16 protein-coding genes are annotated in these 17,630 nt (G+C 64.5%); 12 read left to right on the forward strand and 4 right to left on the reverse strand.

Annotated elements, in window-relative coordinates; genetic code table 11:
• Positions 1 to 443: 443 nt before the first annotated feature.
• The 3 genes from AC1ROC_RS09720 (at position 444) to AC1ROC_RS09730 (ending at position 9,004) form a co-directional block, all read left to right on the forward strand.
• Positions 444 to 7,310, forward strand: a complete 6,867-nt coding sequence (locus AC1ROC_RS09720; RefSeq protein ID WP_492999829.1) for a PA14 domain-containing protein — start codon at positions 444 to 446, stop codon at positions 7,308 to 7,310.
• A gap of 37 nt (positions 7,311 to 7,347) precedes the next feature.
• A complete protein-coding gene (locus AC1ROC_RS09725; protein WP_143465468.1) occupies positions 7,348 to 7,587 on the forward strand; it encodes a hypothetical protein in 240 nt (79 codons plus the stop codon).
• Between the two features lie 547 nt (positions 7,588 to 8,134).
• Positions 8,135 to 9,004 (forward strand): hypothetical protein, encoded by an 870-nt coding sequence (locus AC1ROC_RS09730; RefSeq protein ID WP_492999832.1) that lies wholly within the window; start codon positions 8,135 to 8,137, stop codon positions 9,002 to 9,004.
• A 195-nt stretch (positions 9,005 to 9,199) separates the two neighbouring features.
• Here the strand turns inward: AC1ROC_RS09730 and AC1ROC_RS09735 are convergent, their stop codons facing one another.
• Positions 9,200 to 9,997, reverse strand: coding sequence for a hypothetical protein (locus AC1ROC_RS09735; RefSeq protein ID WP_085367309.1), 798 nt, complete (start codon positions 9,995 to 9,997; stop codon positions 9,200 to 9,202).
• A 102-nt stretch (positions 9,998 to 10,099) separates the two neighbouring features.
• Between AC1ROC_RS09735 and AC1ROC_RS09740 the strand changes: the two genes are divergently transcribed.
• The 6 genes from AC1ROC_RS09740 to AC1ROC_RS09765 all read left to right on the forward strand — a co-directional run bounded on the left by AC1ROC_RS09740 (position 10,100) and on the right by AC1ROC_RS09765 (position 12,856).
• A complete protein-coding gene (locus AC1ROC_RS09740; RefSeq protein ID WP_492999834.1) occupies positions 10,100 to 10,387 on the forward strand; it encodes a TetR/AcrR family transcriptional regulator in 288 nt (95 codons plus the stop codon).
• 299 nt (positions 10,388 to 10,686) lie between these two features.
• Complete coding sequence (locus tag AC1ROC_RS09745) at positions 10,687 to 10,944, forward strand: hypothetical protein (RefSeq protein ID WP_492999838.1); 258 nt, start codon at positions 10,687 to 10,689, stop codon at positions 10,942 to 10,944.
• Between the two features lie 9 nt (positions 10,945 to 10,953).
• Positions 10,954 to 11,310 (forward strand): hypothetical protein, encoded by a 357-nt coding sequence (locus AC1ROC_RS09750; protein ID WP_492999839.1) that lies wholly within the window; start codon positions 10,954 to 10,956, stop codon positions 11,308 to 11,310.
• A 173-nt stretch (positions 11,311 to 11,483) separates the two neighbouring features.
• The gene (locus tag AC1ROC_RS09755) at positions 11,484 to 11,864 is read left to right on the forward strand and encodes a hypothetical protein (RefSeq protein ID WP_492999841.1); all 381 of its coding nucleotides are present in this window, start codon (positions 11,484 to 11,486) and stop codon (positions 11,862 to 11,864) included.
• A 62-nt stretch (positions 11,865 to 11,926) separates the two neighbouring features.
• Complete coding sequence (locus AC1ROC_RS09760; protein WP_492999842.1) at positions 11,927 to 12,637, forward strand: hypothetical protein; 711 nt, start codon at positions 11,927 to 11,929, stop codon at positions 12,635 to 12,637.
• A 57-nt stretch (positions 12,638 to 12,694) separates the two neighbouring features.
• Positions 12,695 to 12,856, forward strand: coding sequence for a hypothetical protein (locus AC1ROC_RS09765; RefSeq protein ID WP_179150685.1), 162 nt, complete (start codon positions 12,695 to 12,697; stop codon positions 12,854 to 12,856).
• On the opposite strand, the gene AC1ROC_RS09770 is transcribed toward AC1ROC_RS09765, so the two are convergent.
• Entirely contained in the window at positions 12,853 to 13,044 is a 192-nt protein-coding gene (locus AC1ROC_RS09770; RefSeq protein ID WP_085367313.1) for a hypothetical protein, read from the reverse strand. The genes AC1ROC_RS09765 and AC1ROC_RS09770 overlap by 4 nt on opposite strands.
• Here AC1ROC_RS09770 and AC1ROC_RS09775 point away from each other — a divergent pair.
• Positions 13,043 to 13,252 carry a hypothetical protein gene (locus tag AC1ROC_RS09775; protein ID WP_085367314.1) on the forward strand — a complete coding sequence of 70 codons (210 nt, stop codon included), beginning with the start codon at positions 13,043 to 13,045 and terminating at the stop codon, positions 13,250 to 13,252. The two genes, AC1ROC_RS09770 and AC1ROC_RS09775, sit on opposite strands and share 2 nt — an antisense overlap.
• A 150-nt stretch (positions 13,253 to 13,402) precedes the next feature.
• On the opposite strand, the gene AC1ROC_RS09780 is transcribed toward AC1ROC_RS09775, so the two are convergent.
• Positions 13,403 to 13,564: a hypothetical protein gene (locus AC1ROC_RS09780; protein ID WP_492999846.1), complete on the reverse strand. Its 162-nt coding sequence runs from the start codon at positions 13,562 to 13,564 to the stop codon at positions 13,403 to 13,405.
• A gap of 916 nt (positions 13,565 to 14,480) precedes the next feature.
• Here AC1ROC_RS09780 and AC1ROC_RS09785 point away from each other — a divergent pair.
• Positions 14,481 to 15,191, forward strand: coding sequence for a hypothetical protein (locus AC1ROC_RS09785; RefSeq protein WP_247597206.1), 711 nt, complete (start codon positions 14,481 to 14,483; stop codon positions 15,189 to 15,191).
• Positions 15,192 to 15,221: 30 nt separating this feature from the next.
• On the opposite strand, the gene AC1ROC_RS09790 is transcribed toward AC1ROC_RS09785, so the two are convergent.
• Positions 15,222 to 16,697, reverse strand: a complete 1,476-nt coding sequence (locus tag AC1ROC_RS09790) for an MFS transporter (RefSeq protein WP_492999848.1) — start codon at positions 16,695 to 16,697, stop codon at positions 15,222 to 15,224.
• Between the two features lie 107 nt (positions 16,698 to 16,804).
• Here AC1ROC_RS09790 and AC1ROC_RS09795 point away from each other — a divergent pair, with 107 nt between their 5' ends.
• Positions 16,805 to 17,545: a TetR/AcrR family transcriptional regulator gene (locus AC1ROC_RS09795; RefSeq protein WP_492999849.1), complete on the forward strand. Its 741-nt coding sequence runs from the start codon at positions 16,805 to 16,807 to the stop codon at positions 17,543 to 17,545.
• Positions 17,546 to 17,630 lie beyond the last annotated feature (85 nt).

The following is a 17,630-nucleotide window of genomic DNA, read 5'->3' on the forward strand; positions in this document are numbered from 1 at the left end:
CAACTATTCGAACGCGGGCGAAAGCTTATATGTGTGGTTTCTCATTATTTGGATGGTGTGTTCAGCTGTGCTGCCCAAGTATGTTCAGTTTTGCTGCCTCGGGGGTGGCGGAGAGCTGAGGCGCCGTGTTGAAGTCGGGGGACTGGTTTAGGGCGTGTTTGTCCGTCGTTGCGGCATCGGTGATGGCAGTTGCGGTAGCCGTGCAGCCGTTCACGGTGCCGGCTGCTTCAGCGACTGAGACTTCGGCAGGGGATCTCAGTCCGCTGCCGAGCCAGTCGGCCGCGCCAGTCGTGGGGGATCCGTTGACGGCGGGCGGTGGGGTGCGGGCCGAGGGAGAGTTGCCGGGTGCGCCGGCTGATCCTCATCCGACGAAGACGATGTCGGGAGCTGCGGGATACAACCCGGATACTTCGACTCCAATTTCGCGGTCTGAGTTTGAGACGGTGTATCAGAATCAGGATTCGACGAAGACGGCGCAGTTCTCGACGGAGCCGTTGAATGTGTCGCGGTCTGATGGTTCGTGGGTTCCGGTGAACACAACGGCGACGAAGACGTCGAGTGGCGGGTATGCGGTTGCGGATCACCCGTTGGCGCCTAAGTTCGCGGCGACGTCTGGTTCGTCGTCCGGTGACTATCAGGTCTCGTCGTCGAGCTACACGGTCTCCTTCAGTTTGGAGGGGGCGAAGCCGCGGCCCGCCACGCGGGCGAGCGCAGTCGATCGGACGGCGTCGGGTGGCGATTCCGACTCGTCGGTCGCGTACACGGGCGTCGCGGCTGGTGAGGATCTCGCGTATGAGGTCACGGCGGGCCAGGTGAAGGAGACGTTGGTTCTCAACCAAGCTCCGACTGAGGCCAACCCGTCATGGACATGGAAAGTACACGCACCCGGCTTGCAGCTTGGCCGGGATCAGTTCGGGGACGTTACCTTCACGGACGTCCTGGGCAATGTTGTGTTCATCACACCGATTCCCGCGATGGTCGACTCTTCGGCCGTCCCCGGCGTCTCCGGGGCTGCTGTGACCAATGTGCCCGTCTCCTTGGCTCAGGTGTCCGATGACGACTGGACGATGACGTTGACCCCGGACGCGACGTGGCTGAACGACCCGTCCCGGGTGTATCCGGTGTTCGTCGACCCGTCCACGGCCTCCCCCTACGCGGATGACGCGCATTCTTATGAGAGCACGGGCTCTCAGTTGACTGGTGTCGCCTACGTCGGAAATTCGCGAGCTAGCGGAGACACGATGTGGCGTACGGTCACCCACTTCAACTATGAGCAGCTTTTCGGGTATCAGGTTCTCGGAGTGAACCTAGAGGAATGGTACGGCGGCGACGGCTCCACTGACGCAACGAATGCGTGGGTGTTCTGGGCGAATGCGATGAGTTTCAACGGACAGGGGACCACTCTGTCACCGATAACTGTCTCGTCCGGAACCTCAGGCTACGGTGTCGCGAACGATGCTCGTCTGACGAATCAGTACGCGACGTGGGTGAACAATCGCACGTCGGGCGCGTACTTGATGTTGACCGGCCAGGAAACGCCTGGGGCGTACACGTACAAGTCGCTCGGCTTGCAGATGTTTATCTCGTATGAGTCGAAGCCGACCATCGCGGCGTCGACGGTCTCCGTCGCGGACCCGAACGGGTTCGCGGCGACGTCGTCGTCCCCGCAGGGTGGAGCGGTTGGGTCGTCGACGCCGACGTTGGCGACGACGACGACGCAGGACACCTCGAATGGTTCGGCGCCGGTGAACCGATGGTATTCGGTGTCGGCGAACGCGAACATGTCGAGCCCGTTGTGGCAGTCCGGATGGACGTCGAGTTCGCAAGTGCAGGTGCCGCCCGGGATGCTCGCTCCGGGAGCTACGTATTACTGGCAGGCAGCGGTGCAAGACCAGTACGGGACGACGGGGTCGAGTTCGATCTATTCGTGGAAGACCAGCACGAATCCGACACCCGGTGCCGGGGCGACCACACCATCAGATAATTCAGTGGTCGCGACAACCACACCGACGCTCACCGCACCGGCGGCCACAGCAACCAATGGCAAACCGTTGCAGTATGTGATGAGGCTCGCGTCCGGGCAGGACGGGGCAACAGGGCAAGTGGTGCTTTCGCAGGTGCTGACTCCTGTCGGCGGCGTGCTGACCTGGACGGTGCCCGCGAACGTCCTGCAAGACAACACCGGGTACACCTGGTCGCTCGTCGTCAACGACGTGTACGACGACTGGGCGGCAAGCGTGCAGCGGATCGTCGTGAACCGGCGAGTCACAACATCCGGACCAGCCCCCACCGACACCGCCGGGCCCGTCACGGTCAATCTCGCCAACGGCAACGCCTCCACAAGTGTGCCCACACCAACCGTGAACACGGTCGGCGGCCCGATGGGCTTCCAACTGACCTACAACTCTGAGCAGGTGTCGAACGCTGGTCTGACCAGCCACTACTACAATCTCGATCCCAACAATCTGACTCCCTCGTATAACCCTCTGCCTGCGGGGGCGAAGGTCGCGTTGGTACAAACGGACAGTCAGATCGCTGACAACTGGGGTCAACTCGATTCACCAGCACCAGGAGTGAACCAGTCGAACTATCAGGTGCAATGGACGGGGTTCATCAACCCGCCCGCGGGCTCGTACGCGTTCGGCTTCCAAAGCGACGATGGCGCTGAGCTCACACTAAATACGACACCGGTGATCACCGATCAGTGGACAGCGCACCAGGCGCAGGGAACCCCGCAATTCGAGACCGCGGCCTCGCAGGTCCTTGTTGTCGCCGCCGACGGGACGGCAAAGTTGGGCGGCGCGACGGTGCCGTTACCGCTGCCGATCACGGTGAACTACTTCCAGCGCAGCGGAGAAGCCTCGGTGTCCCTGTCCGTGGAGAGCACCATCGCGCCGGCCAATCCGCAGCTGGTCCCGGCGAACTGGTTCACGCACACGAACCCGCCGCTCCCGGACGGGTGGGCCGCATCCGCCCCGATCGTCGGAGCGGCAGGTCAGTATGTGTCCTTGAAGACCAGTGGAAGTTCAGTCACCGTCACGGACTCCGCCGGCGGCACCCATGTGTACACGAAAGCGGCCGGGGCGGGCGGGTACACACCGCCGGCGGGGGAGCGGAGCACGCTGACCACCGACACAACGGGAGCGTTCACCCTCACCGCCGAGGACGGCACCGTGTACCTGTTCAACACGGCGGGGAAGCTCACCTCCGCAACCCCACCGGTAGATGCGGGCAGCAAACCGGCCACTCCGATCCCCAGCTATGTCAGCAACAGCAGCCTGGACAACGCGCTCCGCAGCCTGTCCGACCCGCTCTCCAACACCGGCACCGCCAGCGCCCCCTCATACCAGCGGGCCGCGTACTTCGCCTACAAGGGGGAGCAGTACTCGAACCTCGGCATCCCGGCGAACGCGGGTATCACCGCCACCGGACCGGTCTGCCAAACGCCGTCCGGGACCGGCTGGGCAGCAGCACCCGATCAGATGATGTGCGCAATCGTGTACCCCGACGGGACAACGACACAACTTGAGTACACCAGCACCGGTCAACTCGGCGGGGTGTTGAACCCAGGTGGTGCGCTCACCCTGTTCAGCTACCAGGCCGTTGGTGGATCGAATCTACTCAGCGCCGTGTCCACCTCGTTGCAAACGGATTGGTCGGCCCTGCACACCAGCTCGCCGCGGCCAGTCACCGCGATCGGCTACGACACGAGTGGGCGGGCGACGAGCGTGAAGCTCGCGGCGCTCGGCAGCGACCCGCAACCATCGAAGACGTACACGTACTCGTCGGCGCCGACAGCAACCCAGGACGGGATCTCGTTCGTCGACGTCGCAGGGCTCACCCCACCCGCCGGTGGCCCAGGTCACGAGCTCAAAGTCACCTACAACACGGCTCTACAGAAGACCACGTCAACGACCGCATCCGGGCTCATTTCCAAGACACTGTGGAACAGCCACGACAACGTCCTCGCCACCCTGGATGCCCAAGGCCACGAATCAAGCACTGTCTACGACACCCAGGACCGCGCCGTAGCGACCTATGGTCCGGCACCCGCCGCCTGTTTCGGCGCCACCGCAGCGCTCCCGTTCGGCCCATCCACTCTCGACGCCAACGGAACGGCAGACCCGGCGGACGCGCCCATCCCGACCGGAACCTGCCCGGCCATGAACGGGACAGCGATCGCCACCAGCACCTCCACGTACGACGGCACTCTGCACGGCCTCAATGCGACCTGGTACAACAACAGCAACCTCGCCGGCCCGCCCGCCGCGTACTCGCTGTCTGTGCCCGCAGCAGCCTCCACCCCCGCCACCCCCGAGAACAACGGAGCAATCAGCCACGACTGGGGAACCACCAATGGCGCCTCCACCACCGTCTCACCCATCACGGGCCCGACCGGAACCGTCGTCGGCGGGTCGACCGGTATCAACTGGACCGCACAATTCACCGGCCTGCTGACCTTCCCGTCGACCGCGAACTACACCCTGTACACGTACGCGGACGACGGGACCATGCTCTGGGTCAACGACAAACTCGTCATCAACACCTGGGGAGGCGGGTCCGCCCGCTACTCAGCCGGATACACGATCCCCGCGACGCTCGGTCAGACGGTACGCATCCGGCTTGCCTACCAGCAGATGACTGCGCAAGCACACCTCGAGCTGGACTGGACGACAGGGGCGGCGCTGCCCACAGCCCCCGCGAACAATGTCGCCATCCCAGGCGCAGACCTCTCACCCGCCTACAATCTCGTGACGAAGACCTCCACCGCCGACTCCGCCCCGACCGGCGTGGCCGGGGTCAGCAATGCCAACGTGCCCGCCGCGTCCACGGCGACCACATACTCGAACCCCTGGTTCGGGACGGTCGCCTCCACCAGCGTCGACTCGGCTGGACTGAACCTGACATCCACGTCAACAACCGAAGCGCCCGGGACCGGATATCTGCGTCAACTCACGTCGACGAAACCGGCCGGCGCGGCAACGAAATCAACGACCGCCTACTACGGCGGAACGTCGACCCCGACGGTTTCCTACGGCACCGCCCTCGGAGTGAGCAGCCCGATCTGCGGGGTACCCGTGAACACCCCGCAATACGGTTTGACCGCATCAGCGACCGGTCCCACACCGGCCACAGGGGTGGCCCGGACAGCGAAGTATGTGTACGACGTCATGGGTCGCGTCGCCGCAACCCTGAACCCCGGTGACACCACCTGGGCATGCACCACCTACGACAGCCGCGGCCGGATCGCATCCCAAACCTTCCCCGCGTTCGGCGGATCCCCCGCGCGGACCGTCACCAACAAGTACACATCCGACGGGACCGCCACCGGTGACCCCCTCACCTCTAGCGTGTCCGACGCCTCCGGAACCATCACCAGCACCATCGGCATTGACGGGCAACGGCTCACGTATACCGACGTGTCCGGGACCGTGACCACCACCAGCTACAACCAGGCTATGCAGACCGTCTCCGCCACGGCGAAGCTCGCGGACGGCACCACCCACACCGAGGCGTACACCTACAACGGTGACGGGCAGGCCCTCACCGTCTCCGAGGACAGCAAGACGATCGCCCAGAATACCTACACGGGCGGAGTCCTCACCGGCGTTGCCTATCCCTCCGGGGCTGGCAACGCCGGCAACGGCACCTCCGGAACGCTCGGCTACGCACCAACCGGCGCCGCCTCATCGCTGGTATGGAGTCTCGCTGGCGGGGCGACTCTCTCCGACAGCCACGTGCTATCGCAGACGGGGCGGATTGTGCAGGACACCATCGTCGATGGTGCAGCCACGTACACGTCCACATACGGGTACGACGGCGCGGGCAGGCTGACCTCCGCGAAGGTCCCGTATAACCAGCTCACCTACTCGTATGCAGCGACAGGCGGCTGCGGTGCCAACACAACCGCAGGCGCGGACGGTGACCGGACTGGGATGACGGACATCACCACCGCACCTGGTGCGAGCACGCCGAATCCGACCCTGTCGATGGGGTATTGCTACGACAACACGGACAGACTCACCGCCGACACCGTGAGCGGCGCGCCGACCAGCCCCGACATCGTCCTCGGGACTGCGCTCACCAGCACTGGGGCTACCCCAAATCTGGTCTACGACAGCCACGGGAACATCACCAAGCTCGCGACCGAGACTCTGGCCTACGACGACACCAACCGACACATGAACACCACGCTCTCCGACGGCACCACCATCGTCTACAAAAGAGACGCAACCGACCGGATCATCAGCGTCACCCAAACCCCGGCCGGTGGTAGCGCAACCGTTACCAATTACGCCTACGCGGGTGGGGGAGATGCGGCCGCGTTCACACTCACCAGCGCTAACCACGTCCAGGAGCAGACACTCAGCCTCCCCGGCGGGGCCAGCGTGTCCATCCAGTCGAGTACGCAGGTGTGGTCGTATGCCGGCCTCAGCGGGCACGTGATCGCAACCGCGGACGCTGCGGGTACGCGAGTCGGCGGGATCTTCCTCACCGACCCATACGGCGACCCCATCGACCCCGCCACCGGGTGCATCGGCACCACAACCGCCGACACCAACGGACCCGCGAATACAACTACCCCGAACGTGTCCAACGGATACGAAGGACAACACGGTAAAGGCATGCTCACCCTCGGCGGGCTCGACACCATCGAAATGGGTGCACGCCAGTACGTGCCCCTCCTCGGCCTCTTCCTCTCCGTCGACCCCGTCCCAGGGGGCAACGCCAACGACTACACCTACCCAAACGACCCCGTCAACAGCAATGACCTCACCGGTAATTACTCATTCCGTTTATCGGACTACGGCACGACCACGCCGATCGTTGGCTCAACCGCGAGGACGGCCTATTCCCCTCACGTGAACCGCGGAATCAAGGCATCGTCCTATCGTGCGACGCGGCCGCTGTCGAGCTACTCCATGCCAGAGCTGCTTGCGAAATACAATGGAAAACAGGCGATTCTGAATCACGAGCCGCCTGCGCCAGAGTGGGTGAAGAAGGTGGGCGTAGGCGCGGGTGCGAGCTTGTGCGCACTGGCGTGCGTGAATGTTGACGTCGGAGCAGACGGTCACGGTCGCGTTGGTCTGGGCGTCGGACCGGAGGCCGGAATCAAGTATAAAATTGGCTTCACCACGGAGACGGAGCCCGGTTGGTATATGGGCGGTGACTGTTCGGCCGGACTGGGACCCGTCGGTGCTTACGTTGAAGGCGGGATTCAAGAGCACGGTCCGCTCGGCTATGGTGGCGGAGGGTACTCACCTGGACTAAACCTTGGGTGCAGTGGCGGCGTCGGATGGGGTTGGTGACATGCACTTGCTAGATCCCGGGATTATTGTTCCCAACATGATCATCGGCCCGCTCGTCTTAGTGAGCGGCATTCTGATCGTTGTCTTTCGCAGACAATTGAGAGACTGGATCGTTTCTTCCGAAAAGTCCGCGCTCGGCGATGACCGCGGAAATTCGCTCGGTCTGCTGCAGACGCCTTTTTGGGCTGGCGTCACCGGGGTTGCAATTGCGCTCTTGGGGGCAGCCATGCTCACGTTCGGGGTTGTGTCGCTCATTCAACACCTAGGCGGTTCGTAACGTGTTCTCGGTACTCGCCGTTATCCTCGGTCTGTTGTTGGTCCTGATTGGCATCGCGACCATTGTTCTTCGCTCGCGTATTGAAGGGCTCGTACACCGTTCGTCCTCATCGAGTCGCGCACCGACCTGGATGTTCAGCGGCGTTTACCTCGGCTCGGTGGGGGCTTTCGCGATCGTCATCGGGCTAGTGGCCATCATTGTGGGAGTTACGCGTTGAACCCAACGATCACCATGATTCAGAAGAGCTGCTCGCCTTGATCGCAGAGGTCCTGAGGGAGCGTGCACCTGCAAATATTGCTAATACACACGATACAAACTGACATAATCATTATTATCAGCCATTATTTCACGCAGTTGACCCGGTCGTTCACCAACCATTACGCGGAAGAGTTCGCAGGAATGTGGGCCTAATGGGTACAAACATCTACTCCGCAGTAGCGCCCGGCCCTACCAGTCATCCCTGGAAACCGGTACGCAAACGACCCTGGTCTCAGACAGCTCAGGGCTGATTCTGGCGCGCACTCGCGCTTCGTTGCGTGAAGGCGATATGGTCACGAACGAGGAGGCCGAGATGTCGGAACTAGCTCCATCTGAAGCACTCGAGGTTATCGAGCGCGCACTCCGGCAGCTGTACGAGTCGGCATTCTCCGATGCGTACGGCACGGACTGGCTAGAGCGGGTATCGACGCCGGAACAGCGGGCCGACTGGGCTGAGAAGCGGGCGACCGAAGCCAGGCGCCGCGAGCCTCGCGGAGTCGCAACCGTGTCAACGCATCTCCTCGACTACGCCGAGTTCTACCAGCTGGTCGCCATTGCCGACCGGCATTGGGCGGCTCTCGCGGCGGCGCTGGGTGACAAGCGAGACACCTTGGCGCTGATCCGACGATTCGATCAGCTGCGGAACACGGTCGCTCATAACCGCACCCTTCTGCCGTTCGAAGAAGACCTTCTGTCAGGAATCGCGGGTGAGATCAGGAATCGGGTGACAATCGCAGTGAGTCAGAACGAACCAGACGAGGACTATTGGGCTCGAGTGGACTTCGTGAGGGACAGCTTCGGAAACGAGATCGACGGGATCCAAACCCTCGCGACGGAGAACCCGAGCGCTGGCACCGGCCTGGTGCTCCGAGTCGGCGACACCGTCTCGTTTACCTGCAGCGCATCTCACCCTCAGGGTCGAAAGATTCGTTGGACGCTCACCCCGTGGCCGGGCCATGAATCGGCCCAAACACTGACCGGGAACAATGTCACCTTCACCTGGACGGTCGGCACCGAGAACGTTGGGGCGCAATCGAGCGTCCAGATCAGAATGATCGGAGACACCACTCACCACCGCTGGGCGATGGGTTACGACGCCTTGGCCATCTTCTACTACCGCGTCCTTCCTGCTGAACAGCCCGGCACGTCTGCCTCATGATGACGTGAGGCCGGTGGTAGACGTTCGCGTCGCTGAGCCGTTGGTTCCGTGCACTACTTTGTCGATGTCGAGCGCGCCGACGTTTCCGAATTCGCACATCGCGCGAGTATGCCGACTAGGCGATTCCGAGGCGGCCACTGCAAGTTCCGACGTGGCCTTTGATCCGCCGACGGCTTTCGCGCGGTGCCGCGCCGCTCAGCGGTCGATGGTGTGCTCGTCGATGAAGTACACGATCGCTGCCCCACACATGCGCACGACGAGAGCGGCCTCATCGTTCGATACTTCCGCGTCGGTGTACGACGAGTGCCGGGCGCCAGGCACGCTCGACACATACCCGTAGAGCGACTTCAGCGAGGCGCCGAGTGCGTTTCGCCAGTCGGTCGTATCTCGAACGAGCTCTGACGCTGCGTCACCGAGCGAAACGCTCTTGCGGCCGGTGATGATTTTCAAGACACCCTCGAGCGCGTTGACCGATTCGCGGATCGCGTCCTTCGGCCGGGCTGGTATCGCGTCGAGCGCCCGCACCGCAAGCAAATAATGTTCGCGTGCCGGTTTGAACCGGCCGACCAGCACCTCGAGGGCGTCCCGTTCGCCGCCCGCGACTCCAAACGCAGCACCTGTCTCATCGAGCCGATGAAACTCTCCCTCCACCATCTCGTAGGCAACACCTGCACGCGCAAGCACCACGTTCACCTCAGTGTCGTAGGCCGCCAGACTGCGGCGCGATGGCCGATGCTCCTCAAGGAGCCTATAGACGCTGAGCCAATCGAGGTCGGCCATTAGTTCGTCAAGCCTGTTGGCCACCCACGATGGACTGTTGTAATCGCTCGTATCCTCGTCGAGTTCGGCCCCGACCACGGTGAGTGCGCCCTTCGGTCCCAAACTCCCAGCGAGGTGTTCCCTCAGGAACCGACGCAGTACCTGGGGTGCGTGCTCGACAATCGTCCGATCGGGCTGACGAGACGCAACGCCGAGGCGGGACTCAAGTGACATGCTGCTCCTCCGAATTCGTGCGACCACGGTATCAACTAACGCAGTGTTGACCGGGAACGACGCCGCTACCGGAGCGACCGGTTTTCGGCTGTGTGAGCCGAAGTGACGAACCTGCCGCAGTCTGTCCGCTGGACTCGGTTGCGAGACGCGGATGCCACCCGCGCGCGCATCCTGGAAGCGGCCGCTGGGGAGTTCGGCGCCCTGGGTATCGCTGGTGCCCGCGTTGACCGGATCGCTGAGGACGCGGACGCGAACAAGGCCATGATCTACCGGTATTTCGGTACCAAGGACGAGCTGTTCGACGCCGTGTTCACGGCCCACGTCGAGCACATCCCCTTCGACCCCACTGACTTCCCCGGGAACGCCACCCAGTTCTTCGACTCCTACTAAGACCGCCCGCGCACCCTCCGCCTCACCCACTGGTTAAAGCTCGAGCGCCCCGACGACGAGCCCCTTCGCGCAATCGTCGAGTCCCACGGTGTCACAGCTCAGCGCCACTGCCGACGCCCAGGCCGCCGGCACGGTTGGTGTCGGCCTGGCCGGGAGGCAACTCCCGTCTCACTGACACCCGCTCCTGCCAGTTCGATCCGGGTCTCAATGCCCCGGTACTTCGAAGTCGACAGGCTGTTTCAAGGCCCCGATTGCACGGACTCTGGCGCACCGCGCAGTCGGGGTGTTTCATTGGCGCTATGAGCGATGAGCAGGCGGGCGCACCGGACTTTGTGAAGGTCGAATTCATGGACGGGCCACACGATAACGAGACTGACCGGTATGCGTCAGTTGGCGGGAATCCCCCCAATCGGATAGGGCGCACTGTTGCAGCGACGGGTGAGACGGCGTGGTATTTCCACGCGGGCGGCCACAGCAACCGAGACGACTGGACGTACACTTTCAAATGGGACCACACCGATCCGCCTCTGGAATTGCCTTTCACGCCGAACGGTTAGCATTCGTGCATGACCTTCACGAACAATCACGCGGGGATGCTCGTCTACAATCTCAATGCCCTTGCGGCGCGGGAGCCTGAGTACACCGTCCACGATGCGGCACGCGACGCTGAGGCTGGGTTCGTCGACTCGTTGCTCGCGAAGCTGCGGCAACACGATCTCGACACGTCGATGCTCGAGTTGTACTTCGCGGACGGAACGACGCGCGAGGACCTGGACGACATGTTCGCCCGCTGGACCAACGCCGCTGACAGTGGCAAGTTCCTCTTATCCTACGAGGCCAACGGGTGGCTCTGGCTCTCCTCCATCGCCGTAAACGTGTTCCTCGTCAGTCCCTACGGCGACCAAACTGCCAACGTGAACTGATTCATCCCGGGATGGCGCGCGCGGACAAGCCGGTGTTCCTCGTGGATCTTTCGACCGCCGACCCAGACCGCAGCCTACTCGACCGTGGCGGCAGCCTCCCGGGTCACGCCAGTTGGGTTACTTTTCAGTTACTTTTTTGACATTCACTTGTCAAAGGCGCGTAGAGTCGATGCATGAGCATCCACACGCCGGTGACGCTGCACCGGAGCACGAACCGCAGTGATCCGCACGAGATTGTGCGTCAACTCAACGAGGCGCTCGGTTCGACGCTGGTGGCGGCGTTGGCCGGGGCGAAGAATCGGAAGCAGCCGTACGACTGGGCGCGCCCGGACGGTCCGGAGCCGCGGGACGCTGCGTGGAACCGTCTGCAGTTCGCTCACCAGATCTGGATCTCCCTGGAAGCTGTTGAAGGACGAGACGTCGCACGGCGCTGGTTCATCGGTGGCAACCCCCTGCTCGGCGAGGGCACTCCGGTGATGGCGATCCGGGAGGACCATCACGCCGAGGTGCGTCGTGCGGCTCAAGCGTTCATCGACGACGACGTCGACGAGTGAGCCCGGCCGAGAGTCACACCTGCACGAGGAGCGGGCTGCGGCTTATCCCTGTCGATGACGCCGTGGGCTTCCATGTGGCCAAACGTGACTACGCGCAGCCGTCCGCGCCGTACCGATCTGCTGATGTGCATCGCCAGGAGTGGGGTCGCTACGACACACTCGGGCGGACCTACTACCTCGCGGGATCCGACGAGTGCGCTTTCGCAGAGGTGCTCTCTCCGCTTCGCCGCGTGAACGGCAGCAATGACTCGCTGGCTCCGATAGCGGCCGCCCTCAACCTCACGATCGACGAGACTGTTCGTGCGATCGCCGAGGAGTGGGACGAGGCAGACTTCCGCGGCGTCGGGGCTCTGCCATCGAGCTGGTACGAACGTCGCCGGATGTACCGGGCACGCACCGTCGGTGGAGGATGGCTGGTCGATATTGAGCACCCCGACACCATCGCGGCGCTCCAGGGTCCTGCCGATGGTGACGTGGCGCGTTTCCTCGCCAACCAGGGCATTCCGTCGCTCACGACGGGCGCGCTGCGAAGCGAGAATCGACTGGTGACCACAATGCTCGCCGAGCTCGTGCGCGACGCGGAGCTCGACGACGGGTCGAACCCGCGCGGAATCCACTTCGGCAGCAAGCACGGCGGGACCTGGTGCCGTGCGGTCTGGCTGCCCTACAACTCGGCAGCTCCCCCCGGCATCGAGATTGCAGGTACCGACGAGATCAAACGCGACGATCCGGCGATGCGTGCTGTGGCAAGACGCTTCGGCCTGGTCGGATAGGCGGGAACGTCCGGCCGCAACACACTAACCGGATCGACCAGGACGAGAGGTGTGCACGTGCGTGTGAGAGTGCGGATAGAGGACAGGGCCAGCCATGAGCTTGGCGAGGAGATCATCGAGCAGGGTGCCGAGTACGAGATGTTGAAGGCGGCCGCGTTGGCGAAGGTCCCGGACGGGTTCGTGGCCAACGCCATCTTGATCGACCGGGAGGCCGGCTAGCCCGCAATCGTGGCGGTGTGCCGGTAGTAGACCGCATCCGGGAGGTCGTACGGGTCGTCGAGCGTGTACACCTCGAGCAGCTGCCTGCCGTCGACGTGGGTGCCGATGCGGATCTCAGCCGGCGGCGGCCCGGTCGGGCCGAGCGCCAACGGCACACGCTCCTCGTCCTGGTAGCTCGGGTCGTCCATGTCCGCCCAGTACAGGGTCGCTGTGAAGATCACCGCGTACGTGCGCTTCCACGAGGCCGTCGTCCGCCCCGACGTCGAGGTGATCGCCTGGAACGAGCACGCCGTGCAGATCCGCTTCACCAGCCGCGACGGGCAGCAGCACGAGGGCTGGGTATGGAAAGACGCCGTCCGCCCGAGGCCGCGGCGGGAGATCCCGCCACGGCGGTGAAGCGGCGTCACGATCCCCGCTGCCGTGCGTCTCATAGGTGTGATGCCTTCGCGCACGCACGCCGCTCCCCCATCAGAGCGGCGGTGACACCGCCGGCCGTAGGTCCCCTCTACAGCCGGCGGTGTTCACGTTCGGGGCCGCGCCACTACCTCACGACGCTCCGCCACATGGGAGGGCGGCCAGCGCGAGGCGCACCAGCGCCAGCGCATAGCCCTGCGCGTCGGGATTGAACAGCGGCACGATGACCACGGCGGCGGCGACGACGAAGGACGCCAGGGTGATGGTCCCCTTCAAGGGCTGGTTCTGTTCCACGGTATTCCTGCTTTCCGGCCGACCGTGCGTGGTCGGCTTGTTCGATGGGTGGACTGTTCAGTTCTCCCTATGCACCGGCCCTCTTGCCGGGTGTGCGCTCGCCTCGAAGTGCGAGCGGGTGTTGATCGTTGAGAGGGCCGGGGAGCCGGATCGGCTCCGAAGTAGGAGTGCGCCAGACTGTGGGCTGGTGCCCACGGAAGCTCTACAACCACCTGCATGTGCGGCAGATTCGCGATGGACGACACGGTCAACGAGCGCGTGGCCGAGTTCGTCATTCCACGGGCCGGAAGCCGGAGGAGTGGCGGATCGGTCTTGGAATCGCGTGCGTTGCGCCAGCGCAAGCAGCCGCTTCCGGCCGGTGCGACGATCTTTACCGAATCGGCTCCAGCCCGGGATACCTCCAAGGCTTTGCTTGCACTAGGACCGTCTCGATTTCATGGACCTGCTCATCGGACCCGTTCTTCAAAACCCAAAACAAGGTCACGCTCAGGTACGGAACAGGTTCTCGCACCCCGAAAATACTGGGCGCGTAAATCCGGATATCCAAATTCGTGGGCGACCAGCTGGGGCCTTAGCTACAGCTGCGATTAGAACCTCACTCATCGCGAAATCGATTCGTAGGTTGCAAGCGCTGTCGGCGCAGCATCTCCGCGTCCGATGTGGAACGCTCGACGACGCACCGTCTAGGGCTCTCTTCACGGCGAATTGGTCGACTGTCGCTTGAGCGCCGGACGCCTCCGTCGTTTCCCGGGTTGCGGTCCTTCGGCTGACGACACAAATGCGGGCAGAACGCCTCGGCGGCCTTGCACGGCGATCTCGCGTGAACCGCAATCTCTGTCGCGGCTGGAGACGGAGCAGAGCCGGTTGGTTTCCGGGAGAGTAGTCACAGCGGTCTGTCCGGCAGTAGGGTCGCGGCATGACTATTCCCAACGACGACAGCACGCCGGAACAGCCCACCGGCGGAAATGTTCCTCCTGCGCCGGACGCCGGAGGGGCTGTCCCGCCTGTTCCGCCCGCACCTCCCGCCTCCCCCGTTCCGCCGGCCGCGCCCGTCGAGCAGACGCCGCCGACCCAGGCTCCCGGGTATCCGTCCGCTGCCGCATCCGGTGGCTTCCCGGCATATTCGGCCGCGCCTTCCGCACCGGCTCCCGCCGCACCGACCGAGCCGCCGTCGCAGATCACCATCGCGTTCTGGCTGTACATCGCGGCCGCGGTGCTCAGCGTGATCAGCGGTATCGTCACGGCGATCTCCGTGTCGGCCAACCGCGACACGATCCTGCAGCAGATCACCGACAGCCTGGCGAAGTCTCAGACCACCGGGACGAAGCTCGACCCGAACACCCTGACGGACGCCGCCATCACGTTCGGCATCGTCTGGGCGGTCGTCACCCTGATCTTCTGGGCGCTCGTCTTCGTGCTGTTCGCGGTCTTCATGCGCCGCGGCCGCAACTGGGCGCGCATCGTCCTGACCGTCCTCACCGTGATCTCGCTGCTGAACCTCGGCGGCCTGTACTTCATCGGCGGCGTGCAGGTGATCGCGGCGATCGTCGCCACGATCCTGATCTGGCTGAAGCCCGCCTCGCAGTACTTCGCTGCGGTGAAGGCGTCCCGCGCCCCGCGCGCCTAGGTTCCATCGACGCGGAGACGGCCGCCTGCGTCAGGCGGCCGTCTCCGCGTCGGCGGGGGCGTGCTCGTCGACGGTGCGCGCGTTCGTCAGCGTGAGCGCGCCGATCCCCGCGATCATGCCGACGGCGACCGCGAGGATGCCGAAGATGATCTGCTCGCCGTCGAAGTACGACGCGACCAGCTGGTGACTCCACGCACCGCTCGGCAAAGTGGTGGTGACGAGGACGGCGATGAGCGTTCCGACGACCGCGGTGCCGATGCTCGTGCCGACCTCCTGCGCTGCGTCGTTCATCGCAGCGCCCATCGACGTGCGGTTCTCCGGCATCGCCCCGACGAGGGCCACCGCGCAGATGGTCATCACAGTGCGGAGGCCGATCGTCATCACGATCATGGAGAGCGCGACGGCCACGTAGTTCTGCTGGACGCTCCACGCCATCATGCCGAGACCCGCTGCCAGGAGCAGCGCACCCACGAAGCAGGCCATCCGGTGGCCGAGGCGACGCACCAGCAATTCGGTGAGCGGTGTCGCGAAGATCATCGTCAGGATGATCGGCAGGTTCGCCAGTCCGGCGACCAGAGGCGACCACCCCCACGCGTACTGGAAGTGCAGCACCAGAGCGAACATGACGCCGGACATGGCGAGCGAGGTGCCGATCTGGGCGATGGCCGCCCCCCGGACGGTGCCGCCGCGGAACAGCGACAGGTCGAGCATCGGCGCTGCCGCCCGGCGCTCGCGCACGATGAACAGGACGAGGGATGCGACCGCACCGAACGCGACCGCGATCGTGGCCGGCGACAGCCACCCGTTCTGCACTCCGCTGGTGAGGGTGTAGCAGGCGAGACCGATCGTCAGGATGCTGAGGACGGCCCCCGGCACGTCGAGCTTGTCCTTCGTGAGACCGTCTGCCGTGTCCGGCGCGACGCCGAAGTGCACGCCGAGACAGGCGATGAGAGCGATCGGCGCGTTCACGAGCAGCAGCCACTGCCAGGACAGGTGCGCGAGCACGGTGCCCGCCAGGAGCGGCCCGAGGACGAAGCCGGACATGCCGACCACCATCATCAGCGTGATCGCGCGCATCCGGAGCTTCTCGTCGTCGAACAGCCGGAACACGAGGGAGTTGGTGATGGGCGCCATCATCGCCGCCGCGACGCCGAGCAGCGCACGCAGCGCGATGAGCTCACCGGTGCTCGTGACCAGCAGCACCCCGAGGCTCAGCAGGCCGAACAACCCCAAGCCCACCTGCAGCACCCGGCGGCGCCCGAAGCGGTCGGCGATCGAACCGGCGGTCAGCAGCAAGCCCCCAAAGGTGAGCGAGTACGCCCCGGTGATCCACTGCAGCGACGTCGTGTCGCCTCCGAGGCTGCGGGCGATCGTCGGGAGGGCGACCGACAGCAGGGTGTTGTCGACCATCTCGACGAAGAAGGCGAGGCAGAGCGCGGCGAGGGGGATCCAGGCCGCCTTCATGGATACGTAGCTGCGGGATGTGGTGATGGATTCGGTGCTCATAGCGACTCCAGTATCGAACGGTGTTCGAGTTTCGAACGCCGTTCGATAGAATAGAACAGTGTTCGATAAACTGCAAGGGGCAGGTCGACTGTGATGGGATGGGTGGCATGAGCAGCACACAGCGAGACGCGGAGCCGCGCGCACGGCGCCACACGGCTTCGCAGCGTCCCCGCGCTTCGCTGTCCCTCGAGTCCGTGCTCACCGAAGCCGTGGCGATCCTGGACGAATCCGGCGCACAGGGGCTCACCATCCGCGCCCTCGCCTCCCGGCTCGGAGGCGGCCCGGCGAGCGTGTACTGGTACGTGTCCGGACGCGACGAACTCCTCGACCTCGCGGCCGACTCCGTTCTCGCCGGCGTGCTGGAAGACGTGGCCGATGTGTCCTCAGCAGATCCGATCGCCGAACTGCGTGCCGTCGCCCACGCGCTCTTCGACACCATCGCCGACCGCCCCTGGCTCGGCGCATACGCCATGCGCGACACCGGGCGCCAGGTCCACTCGCTGATGCTCTACGAGCGCATCGGCCAGCAGGTCATGCGACTCGGCCTCACCGCGCGGCAGAGCTTCTACGCGGCATCCGCCGTCGTCGGCTTCGTGATCGGCACCGCCGCCGACATGGGCCAGGAACTGCCGGACGCCGTCATCTCGGGCGAACTCGACCAGCGGCAGTACCTGGCCGAGGCGACCGAGCAATGGCGCGCGCTCGACCCGGCGGAGTATCCGTTCATCCACTACATCGTCGACGAGTTCGCCGTGCACGAAGACCGCGATCAGTTCCGCGCCGGCCTCGACCTGCTGCTGGCCGGGCTCGAACTGCAAGCGGGGCGCGGGGCAGGGTCGGTCGGCTAGGCGATCTCGCCCGAGGCACTCGACACCCTGCGTTCCGAGGTCTACCGTGGGCGCCGGTCGTCGTCATGGTCGACCGCAAAAGAAA

The sequence above is a fragment of the Leifsonia sp. GW821-FHT13C05 genome (genome assembly GCF_058806515.1).

Coding starts and splice junctions, on each gene's coding strand:
- AC1ROC_RS09790 (WP_492999848.1), bottom strand. CDS start 16,697: ATGAGCACCGAATCCATCACCACATCCCGCAGCTACGTATCCATGAAG.
- AC1ROC_RS09745 (WP_492999838.1), top strand. CDS start 10,687: ATGAGCGATGAGCAGGCGGGCGCACCGGACTTTGTGAAGGTCGAATTC.
- AC1ROC_RS09725 (WP_143465468.1), top strand. CDS start 7,348: ATGATCATCGGCCCGCTCGTCTTAGTGAGCGGCATTCTGATCGTTGTC.
- AC1ROC_RS09730 (WP_492999832.1), top strand. CDS start 8,135: ATGGTCACGAACGAGGAGGCCGAGATGTCGGAACTAGCTCCATCTGAA.
- AC1ROC_RS09750 (WP_492999839.1), top strand. CDS start 10,954: ATGACCTTCACGAACAATCACGCGGGGATGCTCGTCTACAATCTCAAT.
- AC1ROC_RS09775 (WP_085367314.1), top strand. CDS start 13,043: ATGTCCGCCCAGTACAGGGTCGCTGTGAAGATCACCGCGTACGTGCGC.
- AC1ROC_RS09735 (WP_085367309.1), bottom strand. CDS start 9,997: ATGTCACTTGAGTCCCGCCTCGGCGTTGCGTCTCGTCAGCCCGATCGG.
- AC1ROC_RS09755 (WP_492999841.1), top strand. CDS start 11,484: ATGAGCATCCACACGCCGGTGACGCTGCACCGGAGCACGAACCGCAGT.
- AC1ROC_RS09770 (WP_085367313.1), bottom strand. CDS start 13,044: ATGGACGACCCGAGCTACCAGGACGAGGAGCGTGTGCCGTTGGCGCTC.
- AC1ROC_RS09785 (WP_247597206.1), top strand. CDS start 14,481: ATGACTATTCCCAACGACGACAGCACGCCGGAACAGCCCACCGGCGGA.
- AC1ROC_RS09795 (WP_492999849.1), top strand. CDS start 16,805: ATGAGCAGCACACAGCGAGACGCGGAGCCGCGCGCACGGCGCCACACG.